We start from the raw sequence: 22,455 nt of genomic DNA on the forward strand, positions 1-22,455 counted from the left end.
GACAAGACGGATGCCGACTGCGGCCGATCTACGCCAAGGCGGCCGCGAGCTGTTCCGGCGTGAGCGGCCGATCCGCGTACACAAGCCGCACCACCCCGGGGTCGGGGTTGCCCGCGTCGGGCGCACGATGCACGAGGTCGAGTCCCAGCTTCCCGGCGACGCGAGCAGAGGCATGGTTGTGCTCGACGAGGTAGGCGATCACGGGCCGATCCGGCGCGATCGCCCTCGCCCTCTCGACTCCGGCCTGCGCCAGCTCGGTCGCCAGCCCCTGACCGTGGTGGTCGCCGGCGATGCGATAGCCGATGTTCCACACCGCTCCGCCCAGCAGGGTGCACCCGCCGTTGCCGACGACCTCTCCGGTGTCGCGCAGACGGGCGACCCACGATCCGAGACCGGCTTCCGACCAGCTGCGCTCCCACCGCTCCATCATCCGGATCGTCGTCTCGGGGTCGGTGTGACGCAGGCTCGGATAGTGCGTCCACACCCGCGGATCGCTCTGGATCGCGAAGACCGCGTCGAGGTCGGCGGCGACGGGGCGCGACAGGCGCAGGCGTGGGGTGAAGGTGTCGTCGGTCACGAGTCCAGGCTAGGCACCCCCGCAGACACCGGGCGCCGCCCTCCGGGGCCGCTCAGCTGCTCAGCCTCCGCAGCGCCGAGCCCTTGTGCGCGGCCTTCTCGCCGCTCTTCTCGGACTTCACGATGTACGCCGGCTCATCGTCCGAAGCCGTGAAGCTCTGGCCGGCGAATCGGAAGTCCTTCGTCCGCTTCTCCTCCACCGTGCCGTGCGTTCGTCCTTGGGGCGTGTTCCAGCTCACCCGGTCACCCGTCGACAGGTCCTTCGTCATGACTCCTCCGCTCCGTCGATTCGAGCGTCGCCGATGCCGCGCCGTTCGCAACAGCCCTTGACACGACACCGGCGCCGTCTACCGGGATAATGGGCGGGTGAGCACTCCTTCGGACAGCACCGCGCAGACCATCCCCGGCTGGCGCCACATCTACTCGGGCAAGGTCCGCGACCTCTACGCCTCGGATGACGCCGCCGACACCCGCATCCTCGTGGTCGCCTCCGACCGCGTGAGCGCGTTCGACTCCGTGCTCTCGCCGGGCATCCCCGAGAAGGGTGCGCTGCTGACGCGCCTGAGCCGCTGGTGGTTCAGCCAGCTGAGCGACGTTCCGAACCACCTCGCCGAGGGCGACATCCCGGCGAGCGTCGCCGACCGGGCCATGCTCGCGCAGTCGCTCGAGATGCTGCCGGTCGAGTGCGTCGTGCGCGGCTACATCACCGGCTCCGGCTGGGCCGAATATACCGAGAGCGGCACCGTGTGCGGCATCCCGCTGCCCGCCGGTCTGGAGAACGGCGACCGCCTGCCCGAGCCGCTGTTCACACCGGCCTACAAGGCGCCGATGGGCGAGCACGACGAGAACATCACCTTCGAGCAGACCGTCGAGCTCGTCGGCGCCGACCGCGCGGCCGAGCTGCGCGACGTCTCACTCGCCCTCTACACGCGGGCCGCTGCGATCGCCGAGGAGAAGGGTCTGATCCTCGCCGACACCAAGTTCGAGTTCGGGACGGATGCCGACGGCGTGCTGCACCTGGCCGACGAGGTGCTGACGAGCGACTCGTCGCGCTACTGGGATGCCGAGGCCTGGCGCACCGGTGCGACCCCGAGCGAGCGCATGGCGAGTTTCGACAAGCAGATCGTGCGCGACTGGCTGGCCTCGAACTGGGACAAGCAGGGCGAGCCGCCCGTGCTTCCCGAGGACATCGTCGAGCGCACCGCCGCGCGCTACCGCGAGCTGATCGAGCGCCTCGGGGCCTGACGCGCGCACCCTCTCGGGAGGGAAACTGCGCCTCGGGAGGAGAGATTCTCGGGAATTCCCCTCCCGAGGCGCAGAAGTCCGCCCGAAGGAGCGACCGCGCGCACCCAGGGAACACTCAGGAATCGGTAGTGTTGCTCCAGCACTCCCACTCCCCCCGATCCTGAGGAGCCCGCATGCCCCTGTGGAAGACCCACGGAAACGGCCGCACGGTCGAACCCGGCGCCGTCGTCAAGCCCGAAGAGCGCCTGAACTGGCCGGCCACGATCGCGATCGGCGCCCAGCACGTCGTCGCGATGTTCGGCGCCACGTTCCTGGTGCCGACGCTGACCGGCTTCCCGGTCTCGACCACGCTGCTGTTCAGCGGTCTCGGCACTCTCATCTTCCTGCTCATCACCAAGAACCAGCTGCCCAGCTACCTCGGATCGTCGTTCGCGTTCATCGCGCCGATCACGGCCGCGGTCGCCGCCGGCGGCACCGGATCCGCCCTGGCGGGAGTCGTCGCGGTCGGCATCCTGCTCACCGTCGTGGGCCTGGTCGTGCAGTACGCCGGCCTGCGCTGGGTCGACGCGCTGATGCCTCCGGTGGTCGCCGGTGCGATCGTCGCGCTCATCGGCTTCAACCTCGCCCCCACCGCGTGGAACAACTTCCAGCTCGACCCCGTGACCGCGACCATCACCCTCGTCGCGATCATCCTGTTCGCAGTGCTCTTCCGCGGATTCCTCGGGCGCATCTCGATCTTCCTCGGCGTCGCCGTGGGCTTCATCTACGCCGCCTTCACCGGGTCGTTCGACGTGCCCAACGCGCTGCGCGGAGGCAAGACGCCCGCAGAGCTCATCGCCGACGCGCCGTGGGTGGGCCTGCCCGAGTTCCAGCTCCCCGACTTCGTCGCGCCCGGCACGTGGTCGACCATCGCCATGTTCCTGCCGGTCGTGCTGGTGCTCGTCGCCGAGAACGTCGGCCACGTGCGCGGTGTCGCCACGATGACGGAAGACCCCGCGATCAACAGGCACACCGGCCGCGCCCTGATCGCCGACGGCGTCGCGACGACGATCGCCGGCGGCTTCGGCGGGTCGGGCACGACGACGTACGGCGAGAACATCGGCGTCATGGCCGCGACCCGCGTCTACTCGACCGCCGTCTACTGGGTCGCCGGCCTCTTCGCGATCCTGCTGGCGTTCTCGCCCAAGGTCGGCGAGGTGTTCAACTCGATCCCCGCGGGCGTGCTCGGCGGCGCGACGACCGCGCTCTACGGCCTGATCGGCATCATCGGCATCAAGATCTGGGTCGACAGCAAAGTCGACTTCTCGCGTCCGGTGAACCAGTACACCGCCGCGGTGTCACTCGTGATCGGCATCGCCGGGTTCTCGATGCAGCTCGGCGACTTCGCGTTCGGCGGCATCGTGCTCGGAACGGTCGCCGCTCTCCTGATCTACCACGTGGGCAACGCGATCGCTCGCGCGCGCAAGACCGGTGCCGACGACCCGAGGCCGCTCGAGGCCGTGGGTCCGCTGGGCGGCGACCCCGCGTAACCACGCTCGACCCGCGAACCCGAAGATCCCGGATGCTGCAGCTGCGGCGTCCGGGATCTTCGCGTCCGGCGGCGATCGCGATCAGGCGGCGATCGCGCTCAGTCGGCGATCGCGCTCAGTCGATGACGGCGATGACTCCGTCCGGCGCGATCGCCGCTGAGAGCTCGGCGCGGTGCGACAGGATGCCGGCGCGATGAGCGGCGACCGTGGTCTCCATCTTCATCGCGTCGAGCACGGCGACCGGATCGCCCTCGACGACGTGCGCGCCGTCATCAGCGAGCCAGCGCACGAGTGTGCCGGGCGCCGGCGAGCGCAGTTCGGTCGGGTCGGATGCGGAGGGCGCGGGCCCGGAAACCGCCAGCCCGCCGAGCCCCGCGAGCAGGGCGATCGGCAGCCCGAGCACGACCCGACGTCCGTCGATCTCGACGGGGAAGCGCTGGAGTGCGGCATCCGGGGCGGGAGCCGGGCGCAGCTGAGGTTCGAGCCTCGGCAGCAATGTGCTCTCGATCCACTGCGTGTGCACCGCGAAGGTGTCGGTGGCGAACGCCGCGTCGTCGAGCGCGAGCAGATCGAACGGGATGACGGTGGCCGGCCCCTCGACCACGAGCTCGCGCAGCGCCCGTCGGGCCCGCACGAGTGCCGCATCTCGGCTGTCGGCGTGCACGATGAGCTTCGCGATCATCGAGTCGAACGCGGGCTGAACGGCATCGCCCGCCTCGATCCCGCTGTCCCAGCGCACACCGGGTCCGCCGGGGATCCGCAGCGACTCCACACGACCGGGACTCGGAAGGAACCCGCGACCAGGGTCTTCCGCGTTGATGCGGAACTCGAAGGCGTGCCCTGTCGGCGTCGGGGTCTCGGTGAACGAGATGCCCTCTCCGAACGCGATGCGGAACTGCTCTCGCACGAGATCCGTGCCGGTGACCTCTTCGGTGACCGGGTGCTCCACCTGCAGACGGGTGTTCACCTCGAGGAAGGAGATCGTGCCGTCTGCGGCGAGCAGGAACTCGACGGTTCCCGCACCGCGGTACTGCACCTCGGCGCAGATCGCCCTGGCCGCGTCGTGGAATCGCGTGCGCTGGTCACTCGACAGCCCCGGCGCCGGGGCCTCCTCGATGAGCTTCTGATTGCGCCGCTGCATCGAGCAGTCCCGGTCGCCGACGACCACGATGCCGCCGAGTCCGTCGCCGAGCACCTGCACCTCGATGTGACGCGGGCTCTCGAGGAACCGCTCGACGAAGCACTCGCCGCGGCCGAAGGCGGCGATGGCCTCCCGGGTCGCGGCGTCGAAGGCGTCGGCGACATCCGACAGCTCCCGCACCACCTTCAGGCCTCGCCCGCCACCGCCGAATGCCGCCTTGATGGCGATCGGAAGCCCGTGCTGCTCGGCGAAGGACACGGCCTCTGCAGGGCCGGCGAGGGGCTGGTCGGTGCCGGCCGCCAACGGTGCTCCGACGCGCTGCGCGATCCGGCGCGCGGTCATCTTGTCACCGAGCGCGTCGATGCTGTCGGGCGATGGTCCGATCCAGACGAGCCCTGCGCCTTCCACGGCTCGCGCGAACTCCGCGCTCTCCGAGAGGAATCCGTAGCCGGGGTGCACGGCATGCGCCCCGCTCTTCCGCGCCGCAGCGAGTAGCGCCTCGATGGAGAGGTACGTGGCGGCAGCGGTGTCTCCCCCCAGACCCAGCGCCTCGTCGGCGAGTCGCACGTGCAGGGCGTCGGCGTCCTGATCGGCGTAGACCGCGATCGACGTGTATCCGGCTTCGGCGCAGGCGCGGATGACGCGCACGGCGATCTCTCCGCGATTCGCGATCAGCACCTTGGTCATGAGGTCTCCTTGACGATGAAACGAACTCGCGCACCGGGCGGCAGCTGCCCGGCGAGGTCGAGGCTGCGATCGGTGAGGGCGCCGATGATCGGATACCCGCCGGTGAGCGGATGGTCGGGCAGGAACAGCACGGGCTGACCGTCCGGAGGCACCTGGATCGCCCCGGTGACGGCGCCCTCGCTGGGCAGCTCACCGCCGACCGACCGTTCCAGGGGCACGGCTCCCTCGAGCCTGATGCCGACCCGATCCGAGCGCGGGGTCGCAGTCCACTCCTGGGCGGTGAGGGTGGCGAGCGCTGCCGCCGTGAACCAGTCGTCGCGAGGACCGAGGGTGATCTCGAGCTCGACCAGCTCGCCGGGTGCGGGGAGGGCCCGCGGCATCGCATCGGGCTCGACGGGATGCGGTGCGCGATCGCCGACACGGAGCACGTCGCCTGCGGCGAGCGCCGCCGGGCCGAGACCGGCGAGGGTGTCGCTCGCGCGGCTGTCCAGCGCCGGTTCCGCCGCCACACCGCCGCGGACGGCGATGACGTAGCGCAGCCCGCTCGCGGGGTGCCCGAGAGTGAGCTCGTCACCGTCGACGGTGGCGAAGGGCACTCCATGGGCGATCTGACGCGCCACGCCACCGGCATCGATCAGCTCGAGGGATCCGACGGCACCCGCGACGGCGGCGACCCCGGCACCCCGGAAGCGCAGCACCGCGCCCCCGACGCTCTCGAGCACGGCGGCACCGGTCTCGTTGCCCACGGCACGGTTCGCGTCTCGCATCGCACGACGATCGGCGACGCCTGACGCCGAGACGCCGAGTGCCGCGAAACCCGGGCGACCGGCATCCTGCACCAGCAGCTGCAGTGACGGCCGCACGATCTCGACTGCGGCCGGCATGGGAGAACCCGGGTCCGGCGCACCGGCGACGGCGGGTCGATCGGCGACACCTCGCTCGTCGGCCCGTTCGTCTGCGTCGCCCGACGTCACGACCTGCTCGCGCACGCGTTCGAACCGCACGGTCGTGCCCGGCGACAGCAGCGCAGGCGGGTCGCGGTCGATGTCCCACATCAGGGCATCCGTGCGACCGATGAGCTGCCACCCACCGGGACTCTCACGCGGGTACACCCCGGTGAACTGCCCGGCGAGCGCCACGGACCCTGCGGGCACACGCGTGCGGGGCGACGAGCGGCGCGGCACGTCGAACAGGGGATCGCTGCTCACCACATAGCCGAAACCGGGAGCGAAGCCCGAGAAGGCCACCTTCCAATCGGCACCGAGATGACGATTCACGAGCTCTGCCGCCGACACGCCCAGCAGGGCTGCGGCCTCGTGGAGGTCTTCGCCGTCGTACCGCACCGGCACCGTGACCTCGCCGGTGACCGGCAGGTGAGCGGTGTCGATGTCCGTCGCCGCGAGCGCCTCTGCGAGATCGCCGGCCGAGACGACGAGCGGATCGAAGCGCACGAGCACGGTGCGAGCGCCCGGGATGCGCTCGACCACACCGCGCACTCCGTCCCAGGCGAGGTTCAGGCGCATCGCCTCGTCGAGGTCGGCCGCCTCGACGAGAAGCGCGTGATCGGATGCGGTGAGGATGCGCATCAGACGAGGTACTCGGCATCCGGCACGTCGGTGATGAACATGTACCCCGGTGCGTGGGTGATGGCGAACGGCGGCTTCGAGGCCATGATCGCGGCCTGAGGGGTGACGCCGCAGGCCCAGAACACCGGCACTTCGCCGTCGCGCACCTCGGGGGCATCCCCGAAGTCGGGGCGGGCGAGGTCGAGGACTCCGAGGGATACGGGGTCGCCGACGTGCACCGGAGCACCGTGCACAGCGGGGGTTCGGCCGGAGATCTGCACGGCATCCGCCACTCGGTCCGCCGCGATCGGCCTCATCGACACGACCATCTCACCGCTCAGGCGACCCGCCGGTGCGCAGGGCACCGAGGTGCGGTACATCGGCACATTGCGACCGAGCTCCTGATGACGGATCGGGATGCCGGCCTCGACGAGTCCGGACTCGAACGTGAAGCTGCATCCGATGAGGAACGAGACGAGGTCCGGATGCTCCGCCCAGGCCGCCGTCGCGTCGGTGATCTCTTCGGCCAGTTCGCCGTCGCGCCAGATGCGATACCGGCCGATGTCCGTGCGGATGTCGCTGCCCGGCGCGAGCCGTGACTCCACCTCTCCCTGCTCGATGACCTCGAGCACCGGGCACGGCTTCGGGTTGCGCTGTGCGAAGAGCAGGGTCTCGAAGGCCCAGTCCGCGGGCACGGAGATGAGATTGGCCTGTGTCAGCCCGACCGCGACCCCGCTGGTCGGCTCGGCGTGCCCTGCCCGGATGGCGGCACGGGCCGCGCGCGCGTCGGCGAGCTGGGCTGCGGTGGCGAGGACGGTCATGTCAGACGCCCGCGAACGGTGCGATCGTGATGCCCGCTTGCTGCAGCATCCGCTTCGTCTCTGCCGCCATGGCCACCGAACCAGGGCTGTCTCCGTGCACGCAGATCGACTGCGCGCTGACGGGCACGTCGGTGCCGTCGATCGCGCGGATCACTCCTTCGCCGGCCAGGCGCACCATGCGCTCGGCGACCGCCGCGGGATCGTGCAGCACAGACCCGGGCTCGGTGCGCGAGACGAGCTGCCCGTCGGGCTGATACGCCCGATCGGCGAAGGCCTCTGCCGCAGTCTGCAGCCCCGCGCGCTCGGCGACGTCGAGCACGACACCTCCGGCCAGGCCCAGCAGCACGAGGCTCGGATCGATCGCGCGGATGGCCGCCACCACGTCCTGCGACTGCCGCTCATCGCGGGCGATCGTGTTGTAGAGCGCTCCGTGCGGCTTGACGTAGGCGACCTTTCCGCCCACCGCGGCGGCGAGACCGATCAGCGCCCCGAGCTGGTACTCGACGTGGGCCTGCAGCGTGGCCGAATCGATGTCGACCTTCGTACGGCCGAAGTTCTCGTAGTCGCGGTAGCCGGGGTGCGCGCCGATCACGACACCTCCGGCCACCGCGCTGGCGAGGGTCGCGCGGATGCCCTCGGGGCTGCCCGCGTGGAAGCCGCACGCCACGTTCGCACTCGTCACGAGGTCGAGCATGCTCTGGTCGTCGCTGACGATCCGGTCGGCGACGTTCTCGCCGAGGTCCGAGTTCAGGTCGATCGATGCCATGGGGTCACGCTCCGGTTCCGAGGAAGGCGAAGATCGGGCCGACTGAGACGATGCCCATGTACCAGGTGAGCAGCGTCACGACCGTGCCCGCGATGAGCAGCCACAGCGGGTACTTCTTCGAGCCGAGCAGGTCACGACGGAACCAGCCGATGTACATGAAGACCGTGAGGCCGATGGGGAGGATGAGGCCGTTGAAGCCGCCGACGAACACGAGGATCGCAGCAGGCGCCGTGCCGATCGACAGGTAGACGATCAGCGACACGACGATGAAGGCGACGGTGGCCAGCTGCAGCGGCCAGCCGCCCCTGAGCTTCTTCGTGAAGGTCGAGAGGAAGGTCGCCGACGTGTACGCGGCGCCGATCACCGAGCTGATGGCCGCGGCCCAGAAGATCGCACCGAAGATGCGCAGCCCCGCGTCGCCGAGCACGGCGCCGAAGGCCTGTCCTGCGGGGTTCGCAGCCTGGCTCGACAGGTCGAGCGAGACGCCGGAGGCGACCACACCGAGGATCGCGAGGAACAGCACGTAGCGCATGATGCCGGTGACGAGGATGCCGTTCGCCGCGGCGCGCATCACCGGGCCGGCCTGCTCCGGACCGGTGTGTCCGGAGTCGAGGTAGCGGTGGGCGCCCGAGTAGGTGATGTATCCGCCGACCGTTCCGCCGACGATCGTGGTGATCGTGGCGAAGTTCAGTTCGTCGGGCACGAACGTCTGTCGCAGGGCCTCGCCGATCGGCGGCTGGGCGATCACCGCGACGATCACGGTCATCACGATCATGCCCACGCCGAGCACGATCAGCACGACGTCCATCACCGGGCCCGCCTTCTTGACGAGGAAGATGATGATCGCGAGGGCCGCGGTGAGTGCGCCGCCGAGCTTGGGATCGATGCCGAGCAGGGCGTTGAGGCCCAGTCCGCCACCCGCGATGTTGCCGATGTTGAAGGCCAGGCCGCCGATCACGACGAGCACGGCGATCAGGTGTCCGGAGAACGGGATGGCGCTGTTGGCGAGCTCTCCGGCGCGCTTGCCCGATGAGGTGATCATGCGCCAGACGTTCAGCTGCACTGCGATGTCGATGAGGATCGAGACGAGGATCGCGAACGCGAAGGCGGCCCCCATCGTCGCGGTGAACGTGGCCGTCTGGGTGATGAATCCTGGGCCGATGGCGCTGGTGGCCATCAGGAAGATCGCGCCGATCACGGCGCTGCGGCCTGCCCGCCTCTTGGCTCCGGCGAGGCGGACTTCGTCTTCTGCGGACAGCGGGGCTGCGGTGTTCTCTGACATTGCGGGGGATTTCCCATCGTCGTTGGTGGGTGTCGAGTGACACCCAGTGTAGAACGGATCGAGCAATATTGTTCAACAACTTTGTTTCGGCTGTGCTACGACCGAGTTGCGTTCGCGTGATGCCGCGGTCGCCTCCTCGAACGATCCGCCGCGCCTGCCGCCTACGATGAAGGCATGAACCAGCAGGGCATGCTCGCCGATGCGCTCCGTCAGCAGATCATCGACGGCGCCTTCGCCCCCGGTTCACGGCTGTCGGAATCGGCCCTCGCCGAGCACTTCGGCGTCGCGCGCAACACGCTGCGAGAGGCGTTCCGCGCGCTCTCCGAGCAGGGTCTTCTCGAGCACGTGCCGCACCGGGGTGTCTCCGTCGCGTCGCCCTCGATAGCCGACGTCATCGACATCTACCGAGCACGCCGCGTCATCGAGTGCACGGCGCTCCTGCACTCCGAGCCCGAGCACCCCTCGGTGCAGCGGATGCAGCAGGCGGTGCTCGCCGCCGAGAAGGCCGCCCGGGATGCCGTCCACGACGACGCGGGCGCCTGGCGCGAGGTGGGCAGCGCCAACATGGCATTCCACGTCGCCCTGGTCGATCTCGCCGACAGCCCCCGCCTGGCCCGCACCTATCGCGACCTGGCGGCCGAGCTGCGGCTGGCGTTCCTGAAGATCGACGATCCGCGATCGCTCCACGAGCCGTTCGTGCGCAAGAACCGCGCGGTGCTCGACACCTTCCTCACGCAGGGCGCGCAGGAAGGCGCGGCCGAGCTCGAGCGCTACCTCGTGCAGTCGGAACGCGTCGTGCTCGGTGCGTTCGCCCGGATGCAGCTGGGCTGATCCCGACCCTCGCCGATCGATGTCGGTGCCGGGGTCATTCCTCCGCGCGCAGCGCGCCGGACGCTCTGGTCCTCGCGTCGGGGTCCCGCGGGGCGAGCTGGAGAGGAAGCGGCGCCTGCGGCTCGGGGAGCCCGTAGAGCCGGTGCATCCAGCGGCGAGCGTCTTCGAGAGGATACGTGTCGCCGTAGACGGCGTACTTCATGAAGATGCCCTCGAGCGTGCTGCGCAGCATGATCTCCTCGAGCGCCGGATCCGCGGCGCCGCGTTCGCGGAAGACCCCGCGAACGATGTCCTCCGACGCCCTCGCCTCCTCCGCGTGCCGCTCTTCGGCCTCCGCATACAGGCGGTGGGTGGTCGGCTGCTGCTGCATCGCGAAGACCGCGCGCTGCACCGGAAGGGCGTAGCCCGTGGCGGTGAGGGCGCCGTCGATGATGCCGGCGAGACGGTCGTCGGCCGACCCCTCGGCTTGGGGGATCCCGAACAGCGTCTCGAACCACCGGTCGAGCACTGCGGCGATCAGCCGCTCCTTGTTTCCGAAGTGATAGTTCGCGAGGCCCTGAGCGACTCCGGCTCGCCGAGTGATCTCAGCGATGCTCGCGCCCGAGACGCCGCGCTCGGCGAACAGATCGACCGCTGCCCGCAGGATGGCTTCGCGGGATCGTTCACGCGCCGCCCGGTTGTGTTCGTCTGAACGTGCCATTCGTGTCCCGCTCCCCAGCATCGGACGACTTCGATTTCTCCCCCGGACGCTATATATTAGCGACTGAATAGCTGTTCAAGCTATGAGCGATGCCAGGCCTCACCCTCAGGAGTGTGATGAGCGCGACAGGATGGTTCATGCGACCCAGAGGCTCGCACCGTCCGAGCTGTACTCCACGGATGACACCGAGGCGAACGAGATCGCCCTGGGCCTGCTGCAGATCAGCAGCCTGCCGTCCGGCCCGTGGAACGATCCGACGGCCCCCGGCCTCGGAACCGAGGAGAAGGCGCTGCTCGCCGAGCAGTGGGGCATCCACGATCGCGCGGACTGGCTCGGCATGATCGACCACCTGACCACGGTGCGACGACGACGGCATGGCTGGATGCTCCATCTCGCCGTGCGCAACGACCTGCACACAGCCCTCGGGCGGGTGCCGACGACGAAGGAGTGGCTCACCGCGATCGCCGATGAGGGCGGGGACCGACGCGACGCACGACCTTTCGTCCGCGGCATCGAGCACATCGAGCAGGAGGTGCGCAGGCGAGTCGGCAAAGACGTCGTGACGCCCGACCTCTACGTCCGCACCCTCGACGCGTACGCACTCGGCCAGGCCGTGGCGATGACGACCTGGGGTGTGGCGCTCGGATACGCCGACGTCGCCGAGGCGCGTCGCATCATCCACCGGATCGGCGTCGACACCCGCCCGTCGTTCGTGTCGTGGGCCGATTTCGGCCTGAGCTACATCGCCGGACGCGTCATGCACTGGAGCGACGGCGATCTCGACGAGGACTCGTTCGAGAAGTACGGCGATTCGTCGCCCGTCTTCGCGAGTGCATCCACCGCGAAGCGGAACGGCCCGTGGGCGACGATGCCGTGGCCCGCGGTCATCGATCAGCGGTCTCGGCGCCGTCACCAGTACCGGATCACCTGACCGACCCAGACCCACGGATGCGGGCCGACCTGGAGGGGCGTATGGTCCGCATCCGTGTTCACTTCCGCGCCGGCGGAGACGCGGATCGCGTGGAGCGGCTACGACGAGGCGCGCACCACGAGCTCTGTCGGGAGGATCGTCGTGTGCGCGGGGTCGCGACCCGCGAGGCGCGAGAGCAGCACTCCGGCCATCGCCTCCCCCTGCGCATACATCGGCTGTCGCATCGTGGTCAGCTGCGGTTCGGTGCTCAGCGCGACGGACGAGTCGTCGAATCCGACGAGCGCGACGTCTTCGGGAACACGGATGCCGGCGGAGCGCAGCGCCGTCAGGGCGCCACGGGCCATGAGGTCGCTGGCGACGAAGATCGCGTCGGGGCGGCCCTCGGCGAGGATGCGGCGCGCGGCATCCGCTCCGCTGGCCTCGCTGTAGTCACCCGCCTCTTCGGCGAACGGCGAGAGCCCGGCGTCCGCCAGTGCGCCGCGGAAGCCCTGCACGCGGTCGACCGACGAGACCATCGTCATGGGTCCCGAGATCGTCGCGATGCGTGTGCGGCCGGTCTCGATCAGATGCCGGGTGGCCGTGCGAGCTCCGGCGACGTTGTCGACGTCGACCACGTAGTCACCCTCGCGGATCCGCACCGGTCGGCCGCCCCAGACCACGGGCACGGCGTCGGCGACCCGGTCGATGAAGGCGTCGCTGGTGTGGTGAGACACGATGAGCGCACCGTCGACACCGCCGTTGCGCACGAAGCTGGTCATCTTGTCGCCGGGATCATCGCTCGCGATGAGCAGGTTGAGCAGGTAGTCCGACCCCCGGAGCGCACCCGTGATGCCCGCGACGATCGAGGCGAAGAACGGGTCGCCGAAGAAGCGCGTGGTGTCTTCGGGCACGATCAGCGCGATCGCGTGAGTCTGCCTCGACGCGAGCGAGCGAGCCGCGCGATTGGGCACGTAGCTGAGCTCCTCGATCGCGCGCTTCACCGACTCGAGGGCCTCAGGGCTCACCGCCGTCGAGCCGTTGACGACCCGCGACACCGTCGATCTCGACACCCCTGCGGCCGATGCCACCTCTTCGATGGTCGCTCGTGACGACACGGCTCTCCCCTCTGTCCGGCCGCGAGACCGGATGCTCTCGACTGTCGCTGCCGGCGTCAGAGAGCGCGGGCGGCGATGATGCGAGCGTACTCCCGACCGGAGTCCTTCAGACTCCGCTCCTGGGTGTCGTAGTCGACGCGCACGATGCCGAAGCGCTTGTCGTAGCCCCATGCCCATTCGAAGTTGTCGAACATCGACCAGTAGAAGTAGCCGCGCACATCGACGCCGGCATCTGCCGCGTCGAGCACGGCCGCGAGGTGCAGCCGCAGGAACTCGGTGCGGTCGGCGTCGTGCACACGGGTCTCGCCGTCTTCGACCACGGCGACGTCGTCGTAGGCAGCACCGTTCTCGGTCATGTAGAGCACGGTTCCTGCGGGCTCGGCGTAGTCGGTCCACACGCGCTGCAGCAGACGGGTCAGCCCCTCGGGCTGCACCTCCCAGTTCTGGGCGGTGCGCGGCAGTCCGCGTTCGACCGCGTAGATGCCATCGCTCGACGGGTAGGGGCTGCGTGCGGGGCGATCCGTCGCGGGCCCGCCGCTGACCGGCATCTCCGCCGGCGCCGTGCCCGACACGAAGTCGCCGTGGTAGTAGTTGACGCCCTGCGTGTCGATGGGCTGCGAGATCACGTCGAGATCGCCGTCATGGACGGCATCCGTGAAGCGCGACACCGCGTCGGCATCCACCGCCCTGATGTCCCTGATGATGTCGTCGGGGTACACGCCGCGGTAGATCGGGTCGAGGAACCAGCGGTTGAACTGGCCGTCGACCCGACGAGCCGCGTCGACGTCGGCGGGATTCGCCGGATCCGCCGGGTCTGCGACGGTGTGGTTCAGGGTGATGCCGAGGTTGAGGCTCGCATCCCGACCGCGCAGCTCGCGCACCGTCTCGCCGTGGGCGAGCAGCAGGTGGTGGGCCGAGAGCAGCCCCTCGGCGACGCTCGTGTGCCCGGGAGCGTGCTCGCCGCCCGTGTAGGAGAGGAACGACGAGCACCAGGGCTCGTTCAGCGTCGTCCACACGTTCACACGGTCGCCCAGTGCGTCGTGCATCGTGCCCGCGTACTCGAGGAAGCGTCCGACGGTGTCGCGGTTCGTCCAGCCGCCGGTCTCCTGCAGCGCCTGCGGCATGTCCCAGTGATACAGGGTCAGCCACGGCAGGATGTCGTTCGCGAGCAGCTCGTCGACGAGGCGCTCGTAGAAGTCGACGCCCTTCGCGTTGACCGCGCCGCCGTCAGGACGCACCCGCGACCACGAGGTCGAGAAGCGGTAGGTCTGCAGCCCGAGCTCCTTCATGAGCGCGACGTCCTGCGGGTAGCGGTGATAGTGGTCGCACGCCACGTCGCCGTTGTCCCCGCCGATGACCGCACCCGGCTCGCGGCTGAAGGCATCCCAGATCGACGCGGTGCGCCCGTCTTCGAAAGCGGCCCCCTCGATCTGGTACGCCGCTGTCGCGGCGCCGAACAGGAACTTCTCGGGGAAGGCGCGGGTCATAGGGGTCATCCTTTCACCGCGCCCGCCATGATGCCACTGACCAGCTGCCGGCCCGCCACCACGAAGAGGACGAGCAGCGGAAGGGTCGCGAGCACCGCACCGGCGAGCACGATCGAGTAGTCGATGTAATAGCCGGACTGCAGCTGGCTGAGCGCCGTCTGCAGAGTCGGGTTCTGCGGGGAGAGCACGATCAGCGGCCACAGGTAGTCGGTCCACGCGGTCATGAAGGTGAAGAGCCCGAGGATCGCCATGGCGGGCCGAGCCGCCGGGAGGCCGACGGTGAGGAACGTGCGGAACTGGTTGGCGCCGTCCATGCGCGCGGCCTCGATCAGCTCGTCGGGGATCACGTCGACCAGGTACTGCCGCATGAAGAAGACGCCGAAGGCGGTGACCAGGGTCGGCACGATGACCGCGCCGATCGACCCCGTCCAGCCGAGCTCGCGCATCAGCATGAACAGGGGGATGATGCCGAGCTGCGTCGGGATCGCCATGGTCGCGATCACGAAGATCATCAGTCCGTCGCGTCCCTTGAAGCGGAGCTTGGCGAACGCGTATCCGGCGAGCGTCGAGAACGTCACGACCGACAGCGTGATGATGCCGGAGATGAGGAACGAGTTCCCGAGCGCCAGCCAGAACGGGATCGCGTCGAACACCTTGGCGGCGTTGGCGAGGAAGTTGCCGCCGGGGATCAACGGCAGGGTCTCGCCGCGCGTCGAGTTGGTGCCGCTCGCCACGACGACCGACCACCACAGCGGGTAGACGCTGCCGATGATGAATGCGGCGAGCAGGCCGTAGGTGAGGAATCCGGGGCGGCTGCCGATTCCGGCGTTTCCGCCGACGGTGCCTCGGCGCCTGCGGATCTTCTCGGGGACGCTCAGCGCCTGTGTGGCGGTCATCGCGCGTTCTCCTCGGTAGTGGTGGCGATCGTCGAGCCTGCGGCTGCGGCCGTCGCGGCCGCGGCCGCGGCGGTGCGTGCGCGCCGTCGCGCGGCACGGTTCTGGGGAGCATCGCCTGTCGAGATCCGCCTCGAGATGAGGAAGTTGATCACTCCGATGCCCACGATGAGCAGGAACAGCAGGATCGCGACGGCGGATGCCTCGCCGAGGTCTCGACGGAAGAAGGCGAGCTCCCACAGGAACAGCACCGTGGTCTGGAACTGTCGGTCGCTGCCGCCGATGCCGCCCGCGGTCGAGACGTCGAACAGACGGGGCTCGGCGAAGATCTGCAGACCGCCGATCGTGGCCGTGATGATCACGAAGATGAGGGTCGGGCGGATCGTGGGGATCGTGATCGAGAAGAAGCGACGCGCGGCTCCTGCGCCGTCGAGCGCGGCCGACTCGTAGAGGTCGCGAGGCACCGCCTGCATGGCGGCGAGCAGGATGAGGGCGTTGTAGCCGGTCCAGCGGAAGTTCACCATCACGGCGATCGCCAGGTGCGAGAGCGCGGTGTCGTGCTTCCACTGCTGGTCGGCGATGCCGATCAGGTTGAGCAGGTTGTTGGCGAGGCCGTCGGCCTCGTTGAAGATGCTCGAGAAGATGATGGCGACGGCGACGGGCGTGACCACGAACGGGATGAGGATGCTCATGCGCCAGAAGGTGGGGGCACGGAGGCCGCGATCGAGCAGGTACGCGATCACCAGGGCGACCGCGAGCTGCGGGATCGCCGACAGCAGGAAGATGCTCAGGGTGTTGAAGATCGAGTTCCAGAACATCGCGTCGCCGAGGATCTCGATGAAGTTCCCTGCGCCGATGAACTCACCCTGCCCCTTGAGCAGGTCCCACTCGTGCACGGCCACCCACACCGTGTAGAGCAGAGGGAAGAGTCCGACCAGCCCGAACAGCAGGAAGAACGGCGAGATGTAGAAGTACGGGGACGCGTTCTGGTCGAACCGCGAGAGGCGGTGCCGCCAGGGACGCCGGCCAGCGGCATCCGCCTTCGGCGCATCGGATGCCGTCTCGCGGCGCTCCGCTGTGAGGGTCATGAGGGGTTCCTTCGTCTGAGTGGCGCGTGTCGTCTCGCTCGGCTCCGCCGCGCTCGCTCAACGCCCGGAGAGTCGTCGGTCGTTGAGCGAGGAGCGAAGCCCCGAGACGAGACGCGGTGAGCGTTTCGTCTCGGGCGGCTCCGCTGCGCTCGCTCAACGACCGGAGGGTCAGTCGACCAGCTCGTTCAGGAGCTTGACCGCGGCATCCCAGGCGCCCTGGGTGTCGGTCTCGCCGCGGTCGAGGCCGCTGAGGGCCGGACCGAAGACGTTCTCCTGGATCACCGAGTCGTCGGCGCCCTTGAACTGCGCCACGACACCCTTCGCACGCTCGGCGAGGATGGCGCCGGTGGGCGCGTCGTTGAAGAACGCGTTCGGCGTCGCCTCTGCGGAGAGCGTCTCCTGCGCCTCGACGGTGGAGGGGAAGTTGCCCGCGGCGGCGGACTGCTTGACCTGCTGCTCGGGCTGCGTCAGCCAGTCGGCCAGGTCGGCCGCGGCTTCCTTGTGCTCGGAGCTCTCGGGGATCGACAGGAAGGCGCCGCCCCAGTTGGCTGCTCCGCCGGGGAACACGTCGGCGAAGTCCCAGCCGGTCGATGCGTCGCCGCCTCCGGCCTCGACCTGACCCTGCACGACTCCGAGCATCCAGCCGGGGCAGACGAACGTGGCGAAGGTGCCGTCGACGAACGACTTGCCGCCGTTCCAGTCCCATGCGGTCTGCGCGGCGGACTGGCCGCCCTCGGTCGCGGAGCCGAGCAGTTCGAAGCGCTCCTTGAGCTCGGCGTTGTCCTCGACGTTGAGCTCGCCATCGGAGGTGTAGTAGCCCTCGTCGAGCTGGTTGACCATCGCGTTCCAGACGAAGCCGGAGTGGTCGTACCAGGCCTTGCCGGTCTTCGCCGTGTACTCGGCACCCACCGCGAAGTAGTTCTCCCAGTCGCCGTTCAGCAGCTCGGCCACCGACTCGCGGTCGCTCGGGAGTCCTGCTGCCTCGAAGGCTGCGCCGTTGTAGCAGATGCCGCTCGGGCCGATGTCGGTGCCGTAGCCGATCACGCGGCCCTCGGCATCGGTCGCCTGTCCGTACTTCCAGTCGACCCAGTCGGCCTTGCGGTCTTCGATGCCGTAGTCGCGCAGGTCGACGAAGGTGTCGGAGACGTCCATGATGGCGCCGAGCCAGCCCTCCTCGATCGCCACGACGTCGCTCAGGCCCGAGCCTGCCGCGATCTTCGTGAACGCGTCGGTGCGGGCGTTGCCGCCGGTGTCGATGTTGGTCGCCTCGATCGTGACGTTCGGGTTCGCCTTCTCGTACTCGTCGTAGAGGTCGTCGTATCCGAAGGTGCCGAACGTCGTGACGGTCAGCGTGACCTTCTCGTCACCGGTGGCGCTGTCTCCCGAGTCGGCAGAGGCGCAGCCGGCGAGGGCCAGGGCAGAGACGGATGCGACGGCTGCTGCCGTCAGGATCCGCTTGCGGGCACGTGTGTTCACAGTTCACTCCTTTGTGGTGGGTCGTGCGGTGGTGGTGCGTGTGGTGCGTCGGGGCAATGCGCGGAACCCTCGTGGGAGCGCTCCCACGCATTGATGAGAGACTCTATGGGAGCGCTCCCACGAATGTCAAGCCCTCGCGTTGGCGTACCCTTGACCGGTGCCCGACACCGAACTCTCCCCCGCCCTCGTCCGCGCCGAATCGCTGATCCGCAGCATCCCGGACTACCCGGAGGCGGGGATCATCTTCCGCGACATCACGCCGCTGCTCGCCGACGCCGAGGCGCTTCAGGCCACGACCGACGCGATCATCGCGCCGTTCGCAGGGCAGTTCGACGTGGTCGCGGGCATCGAGGCGCGGGGGTTCATCCTCGCCGGGGCGGCCGCCATCGCCGCCGGCGTGGGACTCATCCCGATCCGCAAGGCCGGCAAGCTGCCCCGGCCCGCGGCATCCGTCGACTACGCGCTCGAGTACGGCACGGCGACGATCGAGATGCACGACGACCTGCCCGCAGGATCCCGAGTGCTCCTGATCGACGACGTGCTCGCCACGGGTGGCACGCTCGCCGCAGGACGCGAGCTCGTGGAGCGCCTCGGCAGCCACGTCGTCGGGATCTCGGTGCTGTTCGAGATCGACGGCCTGGGCGGCCGCGAGGCCATCGGAGACCTGCACACCGTCTTCCACGCCTGACGCTCGCGCTCTCGCTCAAGGCGCCTTCCGCGAGCCGGTAGACTGGTCGCGCCCGTCCGCCCGCGACTCCCGCGTTTCGACTCCTCGCTGCGCTCGTCGCTCAACGACCGATAGCTGCGGCCTGCGGCCGCCAGGAGGATCCACATGCCCACCATCGTCGTCGACGTCATGCCCAAGCCCGAACTGCTCGACCCGCAGGGGAAGGCCGTCTCTGGCGCATTCTCCCGTCTGGGCGTCGAGGGCTTCACCGATGTCCGCATCGGCAAGCGCTTCGAGCTCACCGTCGAGGGCGAGGTCACCGACGAGATCCTCGCCGAGGCCCGTCGCATCGCCGACGAGGTGCTCTCCAACTCCGTGATCGAAGACGTCGTGGGCATCGAGGTCGCTGAGTGAGCGTCCGCATCGGCGTCATCACCTTCCCCGGCTCGCTCGACGACCGCGACGCTCAGCGCGCCGTGCGCATCGCCGGCGCCGAGCCCGTCGCCCTCTGGCACGGTTCGCACGACCTCGAAGGCGTCGATGCCCTGGTGCTGCCCGGTGGCTTCAGCTACGGCGACTACCTGCGCGCCGGAGCGATCGCCGCGCTGTCGCCGATCATGAGCGAGGTCAAGGACGCAGCCGCCAAGGGCATGCCGATCCTCGGCATCTGCAACGGCTTCCAGATGCTCGTCGAGGCGCACCTGCTGCCCGGCGGCCTGATCCGCAACGACCACCAGCACTTCGTGCGTCGCGACCAGAAGCTCATCGTCGAGAACTCCGACACGGCGTGGACGAACCGCTTCCGCACCGGCCAGGAGATCACGATCCCGCTGAAGAACGCCGACGGCGGCTACATCGCCGACGAAGAGACGCTCGACCGTCTCGAGGGCGAGGGTCTCGTGGCCTTCCGCTATGCGGGCGTCAACCCCAACGGATCGCTGCGCGACATCGCCGGACTCACCAACGAGGCGGGCAACGTCGTGGGGCTCATGCCGCACCCCGAGCACGCCACCGAGGCCGGCTTCGGTCCCGACACCTCGGCCGCCATGCGCTCGGGCCTCGACGGACTCGACTTCTTCACGAGCGCGGTCGCCGCGGTCGTGCGCGTCGCCGCGTAAGCACCGCCTGAGCACCGAGGGGCACGCGGGCGCGCCGGTCAGCAGCCCGCCAGGGCCGGGGCCGGTCGACGCGGCATCCGCACCCCTACCCGGGGTCGATTCCGCACCCCGCACACAGCCGGGGTCGATTCCGCATCGGAAACGACCGAATCGGATGCCTTTTTGACTCCGCATCGGTCTGGAAAAGCGAAACTGACCTCGCAATCGCAATCGCAATCGCGTCCGGCGGGAGTCGCCGATCAGTCGGCGGGAAGGCTGAAGGGGTTGTCCCCCGCGGCCGCGAGCAGGTACCAGGCCGTCGCGCCGGTGTGCAGGCTGGCGTAGTAGAGGTCGCCGAAGCCGGAATCCAGGCCGTCGGTCGACGTCGCCACGATGCCCTTGCCGTCTCCGTTCGCCGCGTCGCGCTGGCCGAGTCGGATGCTGCTCAGCAGCGCCTCCGCGCGGTCGGCGTCGCCCGCTCCGTCCCTCAGCTTCAGGGCCAGTGCCAGGTGTCCGCTGCCCTCGAACCACACCTTGGAGGTGTCGACGTGGCTGATGGACGGGCCGGTGTACGGCCCGTCGGTGGCCATGAGGTTCGCGAGCGCCCAGTCGACAGCCGCACCGTACCGCGGGTCACCCGTGCCGAGCAGCGTCCAGGTCTGGGCGTCGAGCGGCACCGGATAGACGTTCGTGGTCGACCCGTCGAGCAGCGTGCCGGTGTCGACGTGACCGTCTGCGCTCTGCATCGCGGCGACGAATGCCGTGGCCACCGCCGCTCTGTCGGCCCACACGGGGTCGCCGGTCAGCTGGGCCAGCTGCGTGAAGAAGCCGGCGATATCGGTGTTGTGCTCGGTGGACTTCCACTCCAGCGAAGAGCCGTTCTCGAGCTGACCCCCCGTATAGCCGAAGGGGGCCCGCGCCATGTCGGCGGTGTTGGTCTGGATCCAGTCGGCGATCCGCACGGCTCCGTCGAGGTACTTCGACTCGCCGGTCGCGTGGAAGAGACGCGCGAGCGCCATGCCCGCCCACGCCTGATTGCCCGTGAAGGTGCCCGGGCCGGTGATCTCGACGCGCCCCTGTCGGATGCCGTGGGGTTCGTACGACGTGCGGACTCGCCCGTCGCCGATCGGATCGTTCGCCTGCACGAAGAGCAGGGTGTCGCCGATGGTCTGCGCCCGGCGGATGTCGTCCGGCAGGCCCCTGGCGGTGTACGCGATCACGACGAGTGCGTCGTCGTAGACGAAGGACGGAGTGAAGTCCCACGTCGGCAGGTCGGTGAAGAACCCTCCCTCGTAGCTGCGAGGGAGGCACTGCCCGGCACCGTCGCAGAACTCGTCGACACGGGCATCGAGGAACTCGTAGGCCAGGGCGACGGAGAGCGTGGGGTCGGAGGCGACGTCGGCGGTCGGAGCGTCGGCGGGGCCATCACCCGAGGCTGCGGTCGTCGCGCCCGCGACCAGGGCGGCGGCGATGAGCGCGGCGGCGATCATCCACGGAGCCGATCGACGCGACGAACCCGACATCAAGACCCCCTCGGTGTGGACCGCGGTTCGAGTGCACGACCCGCGAGCGACCAGGAGGCCACGTGCAAAATGCTGGCATACCAAGAAGTCCGAGCGGAAGGGGCGAAGGTCTAGTCTTCGCCTCATCCGGCGTGTCGCGCTCGCGAGTAGCATCCGACGCATGCCCATCACACTGGAGAACGTCGGCATCGCCGTGCGCGACCTCGACGCGACCATCGACTTCTTCACCGATCTCGGCCTCACCGTGCTCGGCCGCGACGAGGTCAGCGGAGAGTGGGCCGACACCGCAGTCGGCCTCGACGGCAATCATGCGAAGATCGCCGTGCTGCAGACACCGGACGGCCACGGTCAGCTCGAGCTGTTCGAGTACATCCACCCCGACGCGATCGAGACCGAGCCCACGCTGCCGAACGAGATCGGGATGCACCGGGTGGCGTTCTCGGTGGACGACATCGACGAGTCCCTGGCCATCGCCGCCCGGCATGGATTCCGGCCCCTGCGGGGAGTCGCGAACTACCAGGACGTCTACAAGCTCACCTACCTGCGTGGCCCGAGCGGGATCCTCGTGATGCTCGCGCAGGACCTCACGAAGGATGCCCCAGCGGGCTAGCCGAGCGCAGGCGGCCAGACGCCGATGATCAGCGCCATGACCACGATCGTGACGAGCTCGTGGGCGATGTTCATGGTGGTCAGCGCTGTCGGGCGCCCCTCGAACGCATCGTGGGTGATGAACCGCGCGGCGGTGAATCCGGCCCACAGCAGCACACCGGTGACGACGGCCGCCCAGAAGAACGACCCGTCGTAGAAGTGCCACGCGATGGCGGAGGCTCCGGCCAGCACCCAGGCCGTCGCGAAGCTCACGAACACGGTGGTGATGATCGCCATCGTCGCGCTCGAGCCCGGGCGATCCATGTCGACGTTCGCGAGCTTCGACCAGCGCGTGCCGAACACCTTCGGGGAGTACCAGATCGTGCCGACGACCATGCTCGACGCGGTCGCGAGCAGAACCGCCCAGTAGTTGATCTCGGGAACCATGACAGCCTCCAGTCGTCGGAT

23 protein-coding genes are annotated in these 22,455 nt (G+C 69.1%); 8 read left to right on the forward strand and 15 right to left on the reverse strand.

The window, feature by feature from the left end; all coding sequences use genetic code 11:
* Positions 1 to 28: 28 nt before the first annotated feature.
* Both OB895_RS09510 and OB895_RS09515 read right to left on the reverse strand, forming a co-directional pair.
* Positions 29 to 577 (reverse strand): GNAT family N-acetyltransferase, encoded by a 549-nt coding sequence (locus tag OB895_RS09510; RefSeq protein WP_079112143.1) that lies wholly within the window; start codon positions 575 to 577, stop codon positions 29 to 31.
* 52 nt (positions 578 to 629) lie between these two features.
* On the reverse strand, positions 630 to 845 hold the full coding sequence (locus OB895_RS09515; protein ID WP_042538029.1) for a hypervirulence associated TUDOR domain-containing protein: 216 nt from the start codon (positions 843 to 845) through the stop codon (positions 630 to 632).
* Between the two features lie 97 nt (positions 846 to 942).
* On the opposite strand from OB895_RS09515, the gene OB895_RS09520 reads away from it, so the two are divergent.
* Positions 943 to 1,821: a phosphoribosylaminoimidazolesuccinocarboxamide synthase gene (locus tag OB895_RS09520; protein ID WP_079112142.1), complete on the forward strand. Its 879-nt coding sequence runs from the start codon at positions 943 to 945 to the stop codon at positions 1,819 to 1,821.
* Positions 1,822 to 1,994: 173 nt separating this feature from the next.
* Positions 1,995 to 3,350 carry a uracil-xanthine permease family protein gene (locus tag OB895_RS09525; protein WP_079112141.1) on the forward strand — a complete coding sequence of 452 codons (1,356 nt, stop codon included), beginning with the start codon at positions 1,995 to 1,997 and terminating at the stop codon, positions 3,348 to 3,350.
* 115 nt (positions 3,351 to 3,465) lie between these two features.
* Here the strand turns inward: OB895_RS09525 and OB895_RS09530 are convergent, their stop codons facing one another.
* From OB895_RS09530 to OB895_RS09550, 5 genes are read right to left on the reverse strand one after another with little or no spacing between them, the layout of a single operon-like run.
* Positions 3,466 to 5,178: an acetyl/propionyl/methylcrotonyl-CoA carboxylase subunit alpha gene (locus tag OB895_RS09530; RefSeq protein WP_079112140.1), complete on the reverse strand. Its 1,713-nt coding sequence runs from the start codon at positions 5,176 to 5,178 to the stop codon at positions 3,466 to 3,468.
* Positions 5,175 to 6,764 (reverse strand): 5-oxoprolinase subunit B/C family protein, encoded by a 1,590-nt coding sequence (locus OB895_RS09535; protein WP_079112139.1) that lies wholly within the window; start codon positions 6,762 to 6,764, stop codon positions 5,175 to 5,177. The genes OB895_RS09530 and OB895_RS09535 overlap by 4 nt, the downstream gene beginning before the upstream one ends.
* Positions 6,764 to 7,564, reverse strand: coding sequence for a putative hydro-lyase (locus OB895_RS09540; protein WP_079112138.1), 801 nt, complete (start codon positions 7,562 to 7,564; stop codon positions 6,764 to 6,766). Before OB895_RS09540 ends, OB895_RS09535 begins: the two co-directional genes overlap by 1 nt.
* Before the next feature lies 1 nt (position 7,565).
* Positions 7,566 to 8,330 carry a LamB/YcsF family protein gene (locus tag OB895_RS09545; RefSeq protein ID WP_079112137.1) on the reverse strand — a complete coding sequence of 255 codons (765 nt, stop codon included), beginning with the start codon at positions 8,328 to 8,330 and terminating at the stop codon, positions 7,566 to 7,568.
* A gap of 4 nt (positions 8,331 to 8,334) precedes the next feature.
* Positions 8,335 to 9,612: an NRAMP family divalent metal transporter gene (locus tag OB895_RS09550; RefSeq protein ID WP_042538044.1), complete on the reverse strand. Its 1,278-nt coding sequence runs from the start codon at positions 9,610 to 9,612 to the stop codon at positions 8,335 to 8,337.
* Positions 9,613 to 9,786: 174 nt separating this feature from the next.
* On the opposite strand from OB895_RS09550, the gene OB895_RS09555 reads away from it, so the two are divergent.
* Positions 9,787 to 10,443: a GntR family transcriptional regulator gene (locus tag OB895_RS09555; RefSeq protein WP_079112136.1), complete on the forward strand. Its 657-nt coding sequence runs from the start codon at positions 9,787 to 9,789 to the stop codon at positions 10,441 to 10,443.
* Positions 10,444 to 10,477: 34 nt separating this feature from the next.
* On the opposite strand, the gene OB895_RS09560 is transcribed toward OB895_RS09555, so the two are convergent.
* Positions 10,478 to 11,143 carry a TetR/AcrR family transcriptional regulator gene (locus OB895_RS09560; RefSeq protein WP_042538048.1) on the reverse strand — a complete coding sequence of 222 codons (666 nt, stop codon included), beginning with the start codon at positions 11,141 to 11,143 and terminating at the stop codon, positions 10,478 to 10,480.
* Between the two features lie 130 nt (positions 11,144 to 11,273).
* Here OB895_RS09560 and OB895_RS09565 point away from each other — a divergent pair, with 130 nt between their 5' ends.
* Complete coding sequence (locus OB895_RS09565) at positions 11,274 to 12,074, forward strand: DUF1266 domain-containing protein (RefSeq protein WP_194285998.1); 801 nt, start codon at positions 11,274 to 11,276, stop codon at positions 12,072 to 12,074.
* Positions 12,075 to 12,172: 98 nt separating this feature from the next.
* On the opposite strand, the gene OB895_RS09570 is transcribed toward OB895_RS09565, so the two are convergent.
* The 5 genes from OB895_RS09570 to OB895_RS09590 all read right to left on the reverse strand — a co-directional run bounded on the left by OB895_RS09570 (position 12,173) and on the right by OB895_RS09590 (position 18,112).
* Positions 12,173 to 13,168, reverse strand: coding sequence for a LacI family DNA-binding transcriptional regulator (locus OB895_RS09570; RefSeq protein WP_079112134.1), 996 nt, complete (start codon positions 13,166 to 13,168; stop codon positions 12,173 to 12,175).
* A gap of 56 nt (positions 13,169 to 13,224) precedes the next feature.
* Entirely contained in the window at positions 13,225 to 14,655 is a 1,431-nt protein-coding gene (locus OB895_RS09575; RefSeq protein ID WP_194285997.1) for a GH1 family beta-glucosidase, read from the reverse strand.
* Positions 14,656 to 14,660: 5 nt separating this feature from the next.
* Positions 14,661 to 15,551, reverse strand: a complete 891-nt coding sequence (locus OB895_RS09580; RefSeq protein ID WP_079112132.1) for a carbohydrate ABC transporter permease — start codon at positions 15,549 to 15,551, stop codon at positions 14,661 to 14,663.
* The gene (locus OB895_RS09585) at positions 15,548 to 16,636 is read right to left on the reverse strand and encodes a carbohydrate ABC transporter permease (RefSeq protein WP_042538059.1); all 1,089 of its coding nucleotides are present in this window, start codon (positions 16,634 to 16,636) and stop codon (positions 15,548 to 15,550) included. The genes OB895_RS09580 and OB895_RS09585 overlap by 4 nt, the downstream gene beginning before the upstream one ends.
* Positions 16,637 to 16,804: 168 nt before the next feature.
* Entirely contained in the window at positions 16,805 to 18,112 is a 1,308-nt protein-coding gene (locus tag OB895_RS09590; RefSeq protein ID WP_042538061.1) for an ABC transporter substrate-binding protein, read from the reverse strand.
* 157 nt (positions 18,113 to 18,269) lie between these two features.
* Between OB895_RS09590 and OB895_RS09595 the strand changes: the two genes are divergently transcribed.
* The 3 genes from OB895_RS09595 to purQ all read left to right on the forward strand — a co-directional run bounded on the left by OB895_RS09595 (position 18,270) and on the right by purQ (position 19,897).
* The gene (locus OB895_RS09595; RefSeq protein ID WP_042538063.1) at positions 18,270 to 18,800 is read left to right on the forward strand and encodes an adenine phosphoribosyltransferase; all 531 of its coding nucleotides are present in this window, start codon (positions 18,270 to 18,272) and stop codon (positions 18,798 to 18,800) included.
* 144 nt (positions 18,801 to 18,944) lie between these two features.
* Positions 18,945 to 19,193 (forward strand): phosphoribosylformylglycinamidine synthase subunit PurS, encoded by a 249-nt coding sequence (purS, locus tag OB895_RS09600; RefSeq protein WP_079112131.1) that lies wholly within the window; start codon positions 18,945 to 18,947, stop codon positions 19,191 to 19,193.
* Entirely contained in the window at positions 19,190 to 19,897 is a 708-nt protein-coding gene (purQ, locus tag OB895_RS09605; RefSeq protein WP_042538067.1) for a phosphoribosylformylglycinamidine synthase subunit PurQ, read from the forward strand. The genes purS and purQ overlap by 4 nt, the downstream gene beginning before the upstream one ends.
* A 239-nt stretch (positions 19,898 to 20,136) precedes the next feature.
* Here the strand turns inward: purQ and OB895_RS09610 are convergent, their stop codons facing one another.
* Positions 20,137 to 21,366 carry a hypothetical protein gene (locus OB895_RS09610; protein ID WP_311877050.1) on the reverse strand — a complete coding sequence of 410 codons (1,230 nt, stop codon included), beginning with the start codon at positions 21,364 to 21,366 and terminating at the stop codon, positions 20,137 to 20,139.
* 193 nt (positions 21,367 to 21,559) lie between these two features.
* Between OB895_RS09610 and OB895_RS09615 the strand changes: the two genes are divergently transcribed.
* A complete protein-coding gene (locus OB895_RS09615; RefSeq protein WP_079112129.1) occupies positions 21,560 to 22,009 on the forward strand; it encodes a VOC family protein in 450 nt (149 codons plus the stop codon).
* Here the strand turns inward: OB895_RS09615 and OB895_RS09620 are convergent.
* Entirely contained in the window at positions 22,006 to 22,434 is a 429-nt protein-coding gene (locus tag OB895_RS09620) for a DUF1761 domain-containing protein (protein ID WP_079112128.1), read from the reverse strand. The genes OB895_RS09615 and OB895_RS09620 overlap by 4 nt on opposite strands.
* Between the last annotated feature and the right edge of the window lie 21 nt (positions 22,435 to 22,455).

It is taken from the genome of Microbacterium forte (assembly GCF_031885415.1).
In the GTDB taxonomy this organism is placed as follows: domain Bacteria; phylum Actinomycetota; class Actinomycetes; order Actinomycetales; family Microbacteriaceae; genus Microbacterium; species Microbacterium forte.